We start from the raw sequence: 13,909 nt of genomic DNA, 5'->3' as shown, positions 1-13,909 counted from the left end.
AACTCCTGTAGTAAACGTGACGAACTGAATTATTTGGCTTTGGCCTGATGCTGATAGCGCGCCGCTTCGACGAAAACGTCGGAATTGGCCGGGTCGTCGAGGTAAGCAAAGACCTTTTCAAGCGGGCTGTCGACCTGCACGCCCTCGCCGTCATCGGTCTGGAAGCCCTGGCCGTCAAGGGTCTTCTGGGCGATGGCCTGGTTGATCTGTTCGAGGTCGAGGTTGTAGATCACCAGTTCGCGCTTGTCGGTGATCTCGAAGCCGGCGATGGTGAAGTGCCCGCCGTATTGCGCCGGCACCTTCGCCGACAGATACCAGCGGTTGCCGTGGCGCGACACCGTGAACGGATAGGCTTCACGCTCGCGGGGTTTGGCTTTGAAGTACGCAACCGCCTGATAGCGATCGTTGCCCAGGCGCGTCAATTCCAGATTCATCGGCTCGCCCCAGGCATTGGTGCTCGACCATTGGCCGAGCAAGCCCTTGGGCGCCGGTTCACTGGCGGGCAGCGGCTCCTTGAAGGTCACCAGACATCCGCTGAGCAGCAGGAACGACAAGGCGATCAGCACGCCACGCCAGGCTTTCATTCGACACTCCCTTGAACACCCGTTACACCTGATCGTTCCTACGCTCTGCGTGGGAATGCCGCCATGGACGCTCTGCGTCCACTATGACGCAGAGCGTCACGGTATGCATTCCCACGCGGAGCGTGGGAACGATCAAGCAGGGATTGCGTTACACCGACGCGAGTACCAGGTGCATATAGCGCGTCAGAATGCCGAGCATGTCCTCTTCGGCCAAAGGCTCGGCGTCGTTGAGCAGGCCCTGATATTCCATCCGTCCGATAATCGCCGTCAACACCTTGGCATCCTGCTGCGGCTCGCGCGAGCCCAATACCTGGAACAACTGGCAGGTGCCCTGCAACAGAATCTGCTGATGGGAACGCACCAATTCCGCCAGACGCGGGTTGAGCAGCGCCTCCTGACGGAACGCCTGCTCGGCCATCAAATGCTCGCGACGGTTGACCAGTTGCCGATGCACGTAATCAGCCATCAACCGCGCGATATCGTCGGCCAGTTGTGAGCGCGACTCCGGGCTGCCGTCACCGCTGACCACCATTTCGCGCAGCAGGCCTTCGTTGTTGATCCACAGCTTGGCCATGTAGGCCGCACTGCGTTCGACGTACTGGGCGAAGGTATCGGTGAGCAGGTCATCGATGTCCTTGAAGTAATACGTGGTGGCCGACAGCGGCACACCGGCCTCGGCCGCCACCGCCCGGTGACGCACGGCCCGCACGCCGTCGCGCACGACAATGCGCATCGCCGCATCGAGAATGTCCTGTCGACGCTGTTCACTGCCCTGCCGGCTGGCCTTGCGGCCCTGGTACTGAACACTTTCAGCGACCGCAGTGGCGATTCCCGCTGCACCCTCTTGAGCCATTGCACCGATCACGACAGGCATACCTCTGTTGTTTTCTTCAAAATTAACCATTTGATACGTTTGTACCAGACAGGCAATAAAAAGCCGCCCATTTCAGGCGGCTTTTTTATTGAAACACTTACGCTTGTGGCCGCATGTGCGGGAACAGGATCACGTCGCGGATCGACGGGGAGTTGGTCAGCAGCATCACCAGACGGTCGATGCCGATACCTTCGCCGGCCGTTGGCGGCATGCCGTACTCCAGCGCACGAACGAAGTCGGCGTCGTAGTGCATGGCTTCGTCGTCGCCGGCGTCCTTGTCGGCCACCTGCGCCATGAAGCGCTCGGCCTGGTCTTCCGCGTCGTTCAGCTCGGAGTAGGCGTTGGCGATTTCACGGCCGCCGATGAACAGCTCGAAGCGGTCGGTGACGTTCGGGTTGTCGTCGTTGCGACGGGCCAGCGGCGACACTTCGAACGGATACTGGGTAATGAAGTGCGGCTGTTCCAGCTTGTGCTCGACCAGCTCTTCGAAAATCATCACCTGCAGCTTGCCCAGACCTTCGAAGCCCAGCACCTTGGCGCCGGCCTTCTTGGCGATGGCGCGAGCCTTGTCGATGTCGTTCAGGTCATCGGCGGTCAGCTCAGGGTTGTACTTGAGGATCGAGTCGAACACCGACAGGCGCACGAACGGCTCGCCGAAGTGGAACACCTTGTCGCCGTACGGCACGTCGGTGCTGCCCAGAACCAGCTGCGCCAGCTCGCGGAACAGTTCTTCGGTCAGGTCCATGTTGTCTTCGTAGTCGGCGTAAGCCTGGTAGAACTCCAACATGGTGAATTCAGGGTTGTGACGAGTCGAAACGCCTTCGTTACGGAAGTTGCGGTTGATCTCGAACACTTTTTCGAAGCCGCCAACCACCAGACGCTTGAGGTACAGCTCTGGCGCGATACGCAGGAACATTTCCATGTCCAGCGCGTTGTGGTGGGTTTCGAACGGCTTGGCCGCGGCGCCGCCAGGAATGGTCTGCAGCATCGGCGTTTCGACTTCGAGGAAGTCGCGCTTCATCAGGAAGCTGCGGATGTGCGCGATCACTTGCGAACGGACGCGGAAGGTCTGACGCACGTCTTCGTTGACGATCAGGTCAACGTAGCGCTGACGGTAACGCTGTTCGGTGTCGGTCAGGCCGTGGTGCTTGTCCGGCAGCGGGCGCAGGGATTTGGTCAGCAGGCGCACGCTGGTCATCTCGACGTACAGGTCGCCCTTGCCGGAACGGGCCAGGGTGCCTTCGGCGGCGATGATGTCACCCATGTCCCAGGTTTTCACCGCGGCCAGGGTTTCTTCGGACAGGGTCTTGCGGTTGACGTAGACCTGGATGCGACCGGTCATGTCCTGGATCACCATGAACGAGCCACGGTTGAGCATGATGCGACCTGCAACCTTGACCGGGATCGCAGCCTCTGCCAGCTCTTCCTTGGTCTTGTCCGCGTACTGTTTCTGCAGTGCTTCGCAGTAGTTTTCGCGGCGGAAGTCGTTCGGGAAGGCATTGCCCTTGGCGCGCTCGGCAGCAAGCTTTTCCTTGCGCAGGGCGATCAGGGAGTTTTCTTCCTGTTGCAGGGCCTGGTCGAGTTGTTGGTCGCTCATGTCTTTAAATATTCCATCACAGGTTCGTTGCCCCCGGGCCTTTCGGCCCGGGGATCGCCAGCAGGCTGGCTCCTACAGAGATCGAGTTGAATCAGCCGATCCTGTATTGCGTTTCTTACAGCCCCGATTTCAGGCTGGCTTCCAGGTATTCGTCGATGTCGCCGTCGAGCACCTTGTCGCAGTCACTGCGTTCGATGTTGGTGCGCAGATCCTTGATCCGCGACGCATCGAGCACGTACGAACGGATCTGGTGACCCCAGCCGATATCCGACTTGGTGTCTTCCAGCGCCTGGGACGCCGCGTTGCGCTTCTGCATTTCCTGCTCGTACAACTTGGCCCGCAGCATTTTCATGGCGGTGTCCTTGTTGGCGTGCTGGGAACGTTCGTTCTGGCAGCTCACCACGGTGTTGGTCGGTACGTGGGTGATACGTACGGCCGAGTCGGTGGTGTTTACGTGCTGACCACCGGCACCGGAGGAACGATAGGTGTCGATCCGCAGGTCTGCCGGGTTGATTTCGATTTCCACCTTGTCGTCGATCTCTGGCGAGACGAAAACCGCGGAGAACGAGGTATGGCGACGGTTGCCGGAGTCGAACGGGCTCTTGCGCACCAGACGGTGCACGCCGATCTCGGTACGCAGCCAGCCAAAGGCGTATTCGCCCTTGATGTGCACGGTCGCACCCTTGATCCCGGCGACTTCACCGGCCGACAGCTCCATGATGGTCGCGTCGAAACCGCGTTTGTCGGCCCAGCGCAGGTACATGCGCAGCAGGATGTTGGCCCAGTCCTGGGCTTCGGTGCCGCCGGAACCGGCCTGGATGTCCAGGTAGGCGTTGTTCGGGTCCATCTCGTGGCTGAACATACGGCGGAATTCGAGCTTGGACAGGGACTCTTCGAGACCTTGAAGGACTTCGACGACGTCGTTGACCGCGCCCTCGTCGTTCTCTTCAACGGCCATGTCCAGCAGCTCGCGGCAATCGGCCAGGCCACCGTTCAGTTCGTCGAGGGTATCGACGATCTGCGCCAGCGCAGCGCGCTCGCGGCCCAGTTCCTGGGCGTATTCAGGTTTGTTCCAGACTGCAGGATCTTCAAGCTCGCGATTGACTTCGATCAGACGCTCATGCTTTTGATCGTAGTCAAAGATACCCCCGAATAGTTTCGGAGCGCTCGGACAGGTCCTTGATGGTGTTCAGGATCGGGTTGATTTCCATGACGGGCAGCACTCGTTGGCGAACTTTTGAAAGCCGGCGAGTATAACGTAATCAAGCTGTCACGGCAGCCCGTCTGGCGGCTCTTGAGGCGAATGAACCCGATGGTTCATTCGATCCCCACCTGATTGCGCCCGTTGTTCTTGGCCAGGTACAGGCCACGGTCCGCCGCCGAGATCAGCAACCGGCAGTCGCTGCCCGACTCCGGCACCATGGTCGCCAGGCCGATGCTGATGGTCAGGCTCGAGCCTTCGGCCGGGGCATTGTGCGGAATCTTCAGCGCCGCGACCGTCTGGCGCAGCTTTTCCGCCACCAGTCGGGCCCCGCCAGGCGAAGTGTTCGGCAGCACCAGCGCAAATTCTTCGCCGCCATAACGCGCCGGCAGATCGGACGGCCGGGCGCTGGCCTCGCGGATCGCCGTGGCGACCTTGCGCAACGCTTCGTCGCCTTCGACGTGGCCGAAGGTGTCGTTGTAGGACTTGAAGTAATCGACGTCGATCATCAGCAGCGACAACTGGCTCTGGTCGCGCAGCGAACGGCGCCATTCCAGTTCCAGGTATTCGTCGAAGTGCCGGCGATTGGACAGCCCGGTCAGGCCGTCGGAGTTCATCAACCGCTGCAGGACGAGGTTGGTGTCGAGCAATTGCTGCTGGCTGACCCGCAGCGCGCGGTAGGCCGCATCCCGTTGCAACAGGGTCATGTAGGAGCGCGAGTGATAGCGGATGCGCGCCACCAGCTCGATGTTGTCCGGCAGTTTCACCAGATAATCGTTGGCCCCGGCGGAGAACGCCGCGCTCTTGATCAGCGGGTCTTCCTTGGTCGACAGGACGATGATCGGAATGTCCTTGGTCGCCGGGTGATTGCGGTATTCGCGCACCAGACTCAGGCCGTCGAGGCCGGGCATCACCAGATCCTGCAGGATCACGGTCGGCTTGATCCGCACCGCATGTGCCACGGCAAGATGCGGGTCGGAGCAGAAGTGGAAGTCGATGTTCTCCTCATTCGACAGCCCACGGCGCACGGCTTCGCCGATCATCGCCTGATCGTCCACCAACAACACCATGGCGGCGTTCTCGTCGGTTTTGATGTCATCGATCTGTAAGTCATTCATGGGCGGTCACCTGAGTGCTGCGGGGGCCAGGATTGCGGATGGATGTGCTCATTTGGGGAAAATCTCCAGCAATCGTGGCGCTATCTTTTCCAGTGGACGGATTTCTACGGCCGCGTCGATGGCTGCGGCAGCCTTGGGCATGCCGTACACCGCACTGCTTTGCTGATCCTGCGCGATGGTCAGATAACCCTGTTGACGCATGAGCTTAAGCCCTTGCGCCCCGTCGCGTCCCATCCCTGTCAATAAAACCCCTACTGCGTCACCGTTCCAGTAACTGGCGACGCTTTCGAAAAACACGTCGATCGAGGGGCGGTAGATCTCGTTGACCGGCTCGGCGGTGTAGGCCAGCGTGCCGTTCTTGAGCAAACGAATATGGTGGTTGGTGCCGGCCAGCAGCACCGCGCCGGCCTGCGGCGGCTCCCCTTCGCGGGCCAGACGCACGTCCAGGCCGCTGGCGCTGGCCAGCCATTCAGCCATGCCGGCGGCAAACACCTGGTCGACATGCTGCACCAGCACGATGGCCGCCGAAAAGTGGCGCGGCAGGCCTTTGAGCAAGACTTCCAGCGCCGCCGGGCCACCGGCCGAAGAGCCGATCGCCACCAGCCGCTGGCGCGAGGCGGTACTGCGTGGTGTCGCAGGTGCCGGGCGTGAGCGGGCGGTTTTCTCGCCGATCAGCCAGCCGATATTGAGGATTTTGCGCAGCAGTGGCGCCGCCGCTTCCTGAGGATTGCCGCCGCCGATGGCCGGGGTATCGACCACATCCAGCGCGCCGTGGCCCATGGCTTCGAACACCCGGTGCACGTTCTGCTGGCGGTCCACGGTGACGATGACGATCGCGCACGGGCTCTCGGCCATGATCCGGCGGGTGGCCTCGACGCCATCCATCACTGGCATGATCAGGTCCATCAGGATCAGGTCAGGGGTGTTTTCGGCGCACAGGCGCACCGCTTCGGCGCCGTTGCTGGCGACCCACACCACCTGATGCGCCGGCTCGAAAGCCAGCGCCCGGCGCAGGGCCTCCACCGCCAGGGGCATGTCGTTGACGATTGCGATCTTCATGCCCGCGCTCCTCCGATGAGCTCAACCACCGCGTCGAGCAGGGCGTCGTCATGAAAACTGGCCTTGGCCAGATAATAGTCGGCGCCGGCGTCCAGTCCACGGCGGCGGTCTTCCTCGCGATCCTTGTACGACACCACCATCACCGGCAGCGATTGCAGACGGTTGTCGCGGCGCAACAACGAGACCAGTTCGATGCCGTCCATGCGCGGCATGTCAATGTCGGTGATCAACAGATCGAAATCCTCCGAACGCAAGGCGTTCCAGCCGTCCATGCCATCCACCGCGACGGCCACGTCGTAGCCGCGATTGAGCAGCAGCTTGCGTTGCAGTTCGCGCACGGTCAGCGAATCGTCGACCACCAGAATCCGTTTGCGCGCGGCTTCCGCGGCCTGATTACCGTGGCGGGCAATGCGCTCCAGACGCCCGGTATTGAGCAGTTTGTCCACCGAACGCAGCATGTCTTCAACATCGACGATCAGCACCACCGAGCCATCGTCGAGCAAGGCCCCGGCGGAAATGTCCTGCACCTTGCCCAGCCGTTCGTCCAGTGGCAGCACCACCAGCGTGCGCTCGCCGATGAAACGCTCGACCGCCACGCCGTAGATCGCATCGCGCTCGCGGATCACCACGACTTTCAGGGTCTCGCCGCTGTTCTGGCTGGCCGGACGTTGCAATAACTGACTGGCCGCGACGAGCCCGACATGCCGGCCTTCGTGCCAGAAATGCTGGCGCCCTTCGACCTGCACGATGTCCTCCGGCGCCAGATCGCACATGCGCTCGATGTGCGCCAGCGGGAAGGCGTAGGCCTCGTCGCCGACCTCCACCACCAGGCTGCGCACCACCGACAGGGTCAGCGGCACTTCGAGATAGAAACGACTGCCCTCGCCCGCCGTCTGCTCCAGCACCACCGCACCGCGCAACTGGCGGACCATGTGCTGAACAGCATCGAGACCGACGCCACGACCCGACACTTCGGTAACCTTGTCCCGCAGGCTGAAACCCGGCAGAAACAGGAAGGTCAGCAGTTCCTCTTCACTCAACTGGGCGGCGGTTTCCGCGGGCGACAACTGACGTTCGACGATGCTGCGGCGGACCTTTTCCAGATCCACACCATTGCCGTCGTCGCTCAGTTCCAGCACCAGCAGACCGGCCTGATGCGAGGCGCGCAGACGGATCAGGCCTTCCTCGGACTTGCCTTTGAGCAGGCGTTCTTCCGGGGTTTCGATGCCGTGATCGACCGCGTTGCGCAGCAGGTGCGTGAGCGGTGCTTCGAGTTTTTCCAGCACATCACGGTCGACCTGAGTCTTCTCGCCCTCGATCTCCAGCCGCACCTGTTTGCCGAGGCTGCGACCGAGGTCGCGCACCATCCGCACTTGCCCGGACAGCACATCGGCGAACGGCCGCATGCGGCAGGCCAGCGCGGTGTCGTAGAGCACTTGTGCGCGCTGACTTGCCTGCCAGGCAAACTCGTCGAGTTCGGCGTTTTTCTCTGCCAGCAGTTGCTGGGATTCGGCGAGCAAACGACGCGCGTCTTCCAGCGCCTCTTGAGCCTCAAGGCTCAGGGCATGTTCCTTGAGATGAACGTTGAGACTTTCCAGCGCCCGCAGGCCGTTGTTCTGCATGCGTTTGAGGCGCTGCATCGTGGCCAGGTGCGGCTTGAGGCGCTGGGTTTCCACCAGGGATTTGCTCGACAGATCGAGCAGGCTGTTCAGGCGTTCGGCGGTGACCCGAAGCACCCGCTCGCCACCTTCGGTGGTGCGTTTGCTCTTGCGAGGCGCGGGTTCCGGCTCGGCAACCTCGACCGGAATTTCAACCGGCGCCGGCTCAACCCCCGGCGGTGGCTGAAGCTGCAACTCGGCCATCGGTGGCGCACTCGGAGCGGCGGGCACCACGGTCGGTGCCGTCGGGTCGAGCAAACCGCCCATCAACGCCACGTAAGCCTCGATGTCCGCCGGTTGAGGGCCGTTGGCCGGAGTGGCGATGCGCATCAACAGATCGGTGCCCTGCAACAGCGCGTCGATATGCTCGGGGCGCAGGAACAATCGCCCTTCCTGGGCGCTGACCAGACAATCTTCCATCACATGGGCGACGCTGACTCCGCTGTCGATGCCAACGATCCGCGCCGCGCCTTTCAACGAGTGCGCCGCACGCATGCACGATTCGAGCTGATCGGCCTGGGTCGGGTTGCGCTCCAGCGCCAGCAGCCCGGCGCTGAGCACCTGGGTCTGGGCTTCGGCTTCGAGACTGAACAGCTCGAGCAAGGAGGCGTCGCGCATTTGCTCGGGGGTCATGTGAGGCTCCGGGACACGGCGGACAACAGCTGTTCTTCATCCAGCCAACGCAGGCTGCGACCTTTGAAAGGCAGCACGCCTCGGGTGTATTTGGCGCTGGTCTGTGCGCCAGACCGCGACGCGGCATCGAGAATTCGCTCGTCGATGGCGTGAATCCCGTCGACTTCGTCGACCGGCACCACCACCGGCCCGCCCTGGGCCGAGATGATCAGCATGCGCGGCATGATCCGCGCGCCGGTCACCGGGGCCGCGTTGCTGTCGAGGTCGAGCAGTTCGACCAGCGACAGACAGGCCACCAGCGCACCGCGCACGTTCGCCACGCCGAGCAAGGCCCGGGAGCGCTGGTGCGGCAGCGAGTGAATCGCCTGCAACGGCGCGACCTCCACCAGACTGCGGGTGGCCAGGCCGAGCCATTCTTCACCGAGGCGGAACATCAGCAGCGAACGGGTCTTCAGCTCGGTTTCCACCTGGGTCGCCACCGGGTCGCGCTCGTCCTGCTGCAACGCATATCGGTCGAGCAGACGCGTGGCGGCGGCGGAATACACCGAGCAATTGCGGCAATGGATGTGCTCGTCCAGCAGCGGACAGGACTTGTCGCCGTGGATGCCGATGCGGTTCCAGCAATCGTCGATGGCCCGGGCGTCTTCGTGGGTGACGTTCAAGGTGTCGGACGGGATCATCGTTTACGCTCACTGTCGGCGGTGCGGTCGCTGCGGGCGGCGCGCTCCTGCAATCGTCTGGCGCCGGCCGTGTCGCCCTGGGCCTGCAGCAACGCAGCCAGGTGCATCAAGGCTTCGGGGTGTTGCGGTTCGAGGTACAGCGCTTTGCGGTAAAAGCCCTGGGCTTCGAGCGCGCTGCCGGCGACATCGCTCAGCAGGCCGAGCCAGTAGAACACCTGGGCCACCGGCTCATGGCTGCGCAAATACTGTTCGCACGCGGCCCGGGCCTCGGCACTTCTGCCTTCGTTGGCCAGGGCGGCGATGTTGGCCAGCAAGGTCGCGGCGTCGGGGTTGGTGCTTTTAGCCGTCGCGGGCAACGGCGTCACGCCAGCAAACGGACGGTTGCGCACCGGCGGTGGTGGCGTGCTGCGCAGCGGTTGGCGCACAGGTAACGGCAGCGGAATCGCGGTCGGCGCCGGCAACGGTTCGGGTTGTGGATCGCTGTGACGGCTGAAAGCAAAGGACTGTGGAATCCCGATCGAGCGCATGCCCAACCGCCCAAGCAGACTACCCTCGGCCGGGCCGATAAACAGCACGCCATCGACATGGGTCAGGCGCTTCAGCACCGCGAATACCTGCTGCTGGGTCGGCTGATCGAAATAGATCAGCAGGTTGCGGCAGAACACGAAATCGAACGGCGGCTCGTTGACCAGCAATGACGGATCGAGCACGTTGCCGACATGCAAGCGAACCTGCTCGCGGACGATTTCATTTACTCGATAACCCTCGTTCTCGGCGAAAAAATGCCGCTCACGAAAGTCCAGCTCCTGACCGCGAAACGAGTTCTTGCCGTACAGCGCACGCCGCGCCTTGTCCACCGACAAGGGGCTGACGTCCATGCCATCGACCTTGAACTGATGGGGCTTGAGGCCCGCATCGAGCAAGGCCATGGCAATCGAATAGGGTTCTTCCCCGGTGGAACACGGCAGGCTGAGGATGCGCAGCGCACGCATGTTGTTCAGCTCGCCCAGGCGTTTGCGCGCCAGTTTGCCGAGGGTGGCGAAGGATTCCGGGTAACGGAAAAACCAGGTCTCGGGGACGATCACCGCTTCGATCAGCGCCTGCTGTTCATCCCGCGAGCCTTGCAGGGTCTGCCAGTACTCATTGGCATTCACCGTTTGCGACAGGGTGATGCGCTGGCGCACAGCCCGTTCGATGATCGCCGGCCCGACCGAGGCGACATCGAGGCCGATGCGTTCCTTGAGGAAGTCGAAGAAGCGCTGGTCGCTGCTCATGGCTGCTCCTCAAGCCGCGCCGGATCCAGCGGCGGTGTCGGGAACAGCAGTGTACGCACCGACTCGTCGAGCAAGTCGTTGACCCGCACCCACTGCACCAGCCCTTGCGCGTCTTCACGCACCGGGCCGAGGTACGGCGCCTGACGATTGTCGAGGCCGTACGGCTGAAAATCATCCGGGTTGCAGCGCAGGGTATCGGTGGCCTGTTCGAGGATCAGCCCCAGCCATTGCGAGGGTTGCGAGTCGTCCGCGCGGTAATGCACCAGCACCAGACGCGTGCTGGTGCGCGCTTCCGCAGGATGGCCGAACGTCAGGGCACTGAGGTCGATCACCGGCACCACCGTGCCGCGATAGGCGAACACCCCCGCCACCCAGTGCGGCGCCCGTGCAATCGGCTTCAACGGCAGGCGCGGCAGCACTTCGGCCACTTCCGTAGCGCGCAAGGCGTAGCGTTCGCTGCCGATGCGAAACAGCAGGAACAACGCCTGCTTCGCCACCGGTGCAGCGCTGCGTTTGGCGGTGATTTCGCTCATCAGACTTTGAATCGCGAAACGCCGCTGCGCAGGCCCACGGCCACCTGGCTCAGTTCGTCAATGGCGAAACTGGCCTGACGCAACGACTCGACCGTCTGGCTGCTGGCATCACCCAGCTGCACCAGCGCGTGGTTGATCTGCTCGGCGCCGGTGGCCTGAGCCTGCATGCCCTCGTTGACCATCAACACCCGCGGCGCCAGCGCCTGCACTTGATGGATGATCTGCGACAGCTGCTCGCCGACCTGCTGCACTTCGGCCATGCCGCGACGCACTTCCTCGGAGAACTTGTCCATGCCCATCACCCCGGCGGACACCGCCGACTGGATCTCGCGGACCATCTGCTCGATGTCATACGTGGCGACAGCCGTCTGATCCGCCAGACGCCGCACTTCAGTGGCGACCACCGCGAAACCACGGCCATATTCACCAGCCTTCTCCGCTTCAATCGCGGCGTTCAGGGACAGCAGGTTGGTCTGGTCGGCGACCTTGACGATGGTGACGACCACCTGATTGATGTTGCCGGCCTTCTCGTTGAGGATCGCCAGTTTGGCGTTCACCAGATCCGCTGCGCCCATCACCGAATGCATGGTGTCTTCCATGCGCGCCAAACCTTGCTGCCCGGAACCGGCCAACACCGAGGCCTGATCGGCGGCGGTGGAGACTTCAGTCATCGTGCGTACAAGGTCGCGAGAGGTCGCCGCGATCTCGCGAGACGTCGCGCCGATTTCAGTGGTGGTCGCAGCGGTTTCGGTGGCGGTGGCTTGCTGTTGTTTGGAAGTGGCCGCAATCTCGGTCACCGAGGTGGTGACCTGCACCGACGAGCGCTGGGCCTGGGACACCAGCGAAGTGAGCTCGGTCATCATGTCGTTGAAGCCAGTTTCCACGGCACCGAACTCGTCCTTGCGGTCGAGGTTCAAGCGGCTGCTCAGATCGCCGGTGCGCATGATGTCGAGGATCTGCACGATGCGGTTCATCGGCGCCATGATCGCGCGCATCAGCAGCAGACCGCAGAACCCGGCGGCCAGCACGGCCACCAGCAGCGAGACGAACATGCTGACCTTGGCCGCCGCCACGGCCTCATCAATGTTGGCCATGGCCTTGTCAGCGACTTTCTTGTTCTCGCCAATGATGTCGTTGAGCTTCATCCGGCCCGAGTACCAGGTCGGAGTCAGTTGTTCGTGGAACAGCTTGACGGCGTCGGCTTCCAGATTGCGTTTGTGCAGATCGAGCACCGCATCCTGAATTTTCAGATAGGCGTCGTGATATTTCTCGAACGCCGCGAATTCGAGCTTGTCCTCGTCCGTCACCACCGTGCCACGGTAATTGGCCATCTGTTCCTGAAGCCGGGATTCGAAAGCCTTGTAATCGGCCGCATCTTCACTGCTGACGCCCTGCCCCTCCTTGAGGCCCAGCAGTTCCTGGGTCTGCAGGTAACTGTCGACCCACGCGCCACGAATCATCGAGCTGTAATAGACGCCGGGAATCGCGTCGTCACGCACGCTGTTTTCACTGGCTTCGATCTTCAGCAGCCGCGAATACGAGACGACCACCATAAGCAGCATGATGGCGATAATCACCGCAAAGCTCGCCAAAATGCGTTGGCGCAACGTCCAGTTCTTCACAGTCAGTCCTCGGGGCGGGTCGAAATGCGGGGGAGTATAGCTGAGGGCGGTGTTTCATTTATAAGACGGTTTGCCGCGCTCTGGCCTTCCGGTATTAAACGGGGTGGGCTCTGGACAGGGACTTTCAAGGAATCGGAGGGTGGCGTGCCAGTGACGCAATGGCAAAAAGGGGCGATGGATTAGCCATTTCGGGTTTAGATGATCTGCAGGCACGGTAGCCATGTGCCATTGTGCGCAACTTCTTGCGCACTTGTTTCGCGAAATCGCCGCCTGATTTCGCTACAGCCCCCGGTTACCGTCGCCTGTAGCCGAGTGCGCAACTTCTTGCGCAGTACTGCGCAAGAAGTTGCGCACTTTTGCCTTCATCGCTGTTCAAAAAACGCCCAAGCCCGCGAGCCAGAGCGGTGAAGTCCCCGGCTCCCGGGGACGCACCAAAAGCTGGCACGCTCCTTGATAACAGTCAGCCACCCACCGGGCGATTTCGCCTCCCGGGCACCCTAACTTTATCCGCAAGGAGCACCTCCCATGGCAACACCAGCGTACATGTCGGTTACCGGCGAAAAACAAGGCCTGATCACTGCCGGCGCTTTCACCGCCGACTCCGTTGGCAACACCTACCAGGAAGGTCACGAAGACCAGGTCATGGTTCAGGCGTTCAGCCACGACGTGATCATCCCGCGTGACCCGCAATCCGGTCAGCCAACCGGTCAGCGCGTTCACAAGCCAGTGATCATCACCAAGGTCTACGACAAGGCTTCGCCACTGCTGCAAGCCGCTCTGACCTCCGGCGAGCGCATGAGCGAAATCGTTATCCAGTGGTACCGCACTTCGGCTCAAGGTACCCAAGAGCACTACTACACCACCAAACTGGAAGACGCGATCATCGTCGCCATCAACAACAAAATGCACAACTGCCAGGATCCATCGAACGCCCACTTCACCCACCTGGAAGAAGTGCAGTTCACCTACCGCAAAATCACCTGGACCCACGAAGTATCCGGTACTTCGGGTTCCGATGACTGGCGTGCTCCAGTCGTTTAATTACGGCTGATCGTTTCAAGCATCGGCCAGCTCTG

General features: G+C 62.1%; 12 protein-coding genes. 1 reads left to right on the top strand and 11 read right to left on the bottom strand.

Annotation, left to right across the window (positions count from 1 at the left end):
- Positions 1–29 precede the first annotated feature (29 nt).
- The 11 genes from ABFB52_RS06550 to ABFB52_RS06500 form a co-directional block, all read right to left on the bottom strand.
- Complete coding sequence (locus ABFB52_RS06550; RefSeq protein WP_102717180.1) at positions 30–584, bottom strand: hypothetical protein; 555 nt, start codon at positions 582–584, stop codon at positions 30–32.
- Between the two features lie 148 nt (positions 585–732).
- Positions 733–1,437, bottom strand: a complete 705-nt coding sequence (locus ABFB52_RS06545; RefSeq protein WP_011332647.1) for a TetR family transcriptional regulator — start codon at positions 1,435–1,437, stop codon at positions 733–735.
- Between the two features lie 118 nt (positions 1,438–1,555).
- Positions 1,556–3,055, bottom strand: a complete 1,500-nt coding sequence (lysS, locus tag ABFB52_RS06540) for a lysine--tRNA ligase (RefSeq protein WP_085748082.1) — start codon at positions 3,053–3,055, stop codon at positions 1,556–1,558.
- Between the two features lie 115 nt (positions 3,056–3,170).
- Positions 3,171–4,266 (bottom strand): peptide chain release factor 2 gene (gene prfB / locus ABFB52_RS06535; protein WP_102621447.1). Its coding sequence is split into 2 segments (ribosomal slippage): positions 3,171–4,193 and positions 4,195–4,266, totalling 1,095 coding nucleotides; the frame shifts between segments, so codons are not numbered across the junction.
- Positions 4,267–4,372: 106 nt separating this feature from the next.
- The gene (locus ABFB52_RS06530) at positions 4,373–5,374 is read right to left on the bottom strand and encodes a PleD family two-component system response regulator (RefSeq protein WP_011332645.1); all 1,002 of its coding nucleotides are present in this window, start codon (positions 5,372–5,374) and stop codon (positions 4,373–4,375) included.
- Positions 5,375–5,422: 48 nt separating this feature from the next.
- A complete protein-coding gene (locus tag ABFB52_RS06525; RefSeq protein WP_085748081.1) occupies positions 5,423–6,433 on the bottom strand; it encodes a chemotaxis response regulator protein-glutamate methylesterase in 1,011 nt (336 codons plus the stop codon).
- Positions 6,430–8,724 carry a hybrid sensor histidine kinase/response regulator gene (locus ABFB52_RS06520; RefSeq protein WP_085748080.1) on the bottom strand — a complete coding sequence of 765 codons (2,295 nt, stop codon included), beginning with the start codon at positions 8,722–8,724 and terminating at the stop codon, positions 6,430–6,432. The genes ABFB52_RS06525 and ABFB52_RS06520 overlap by 4 nt, the downstream gene beginning before the upstream one ends.
- Positions 8,721–9,404: a chemotaxis protein CheW gene (locus ABFB52_RS06515; RefSeq protein ID WP_085748079.1), complete on the bottom strand. Its 684-nt coding sequence runs from the start codon at positions 9,402–9,404 to the stop codon at positions 8,721–8,723. Before ABFB52_RS06515 ends, ABFB52_RS06520 begins: the two co-directional genes overlap by 4 nt.
- Positions 9,401–10,678 carry a protein-glutamate O-methyltransferase CheR gene (locus ABFB52_RS06510; protein WP_085748078.1) on the bottom strand — a complete coding sequence of 426 codons (1,278 nt, stop codon included), beginning with the start codon at positions 10,676–10,678 and terminating at the stop codon, positions 9,401–9,403. The genes ABFB52_RS06515 and ABFB52_RS06510 overlap by 4 nt, the downstream gene beginning before the upstream one ends.
- The gene (locus ABFB52_RS06505; protein ID WP_085748077.1) at positions 10,675–11,211 is read right to left on the bottom strand and encodes a chemotaxis protein CheW; all 537 of its coding nucleotides are present in this window, start codon (positions 11,209–11,211) and stop codon (positions 10,675–10,677) included. The genes ABFB52_RS06510 and ABFB52_RS06505 overlap by 4 nt, the downstream gene beginning before the upstream one ends.
- Positions 11,211–12,833 (bottom strand): methyl-accepting chemotaxis protein, encoded by a 1,623-nt coding sequence (locus ABFB52_RS06500; protein WP_039769604.1) that lies wholly within the window; start codon positions 12,831–12,833, stop codon positions 11,211–11,213. The genes ABFB52_RS06505 and ABFB52_RS06500 overlap by 1 nt, the downstream gene beginning before the upstream one ends.
- Before the next feature lie 525 nt (positions 12,834–13,358).
- Between ABFB52_RS06500 and ABFB52_RS06495 the strand changes: the two genes are divergently transcribed.
- Positions 13,359–13,874, top strand: a complete 516-nt coding sequence (locus tag ABFB52_RS06495) for an Hcp family type VI secretion system effector (protein ID WP_039767797.1) — start codon at positions 13,359–13,361, stop codon at positions 13,872–13,874.
- Positions 13,875–13,909: the final 35 nt, after the last annotated feature.

Source organism: Pseudomonas sp. 9.2(2024) (genome assembly GCF_039695385.1).
GTDB lineage: Bacteria > Pseudomonadota > Gammaproteobacteria > Pseudomonadales > Pseudomonadaceae > Aquipseudomonas > Aquipseudomonas paraglycinae.
This window is presented reverse-complemented; position numbering and strand designations above follow the sequence as displayed.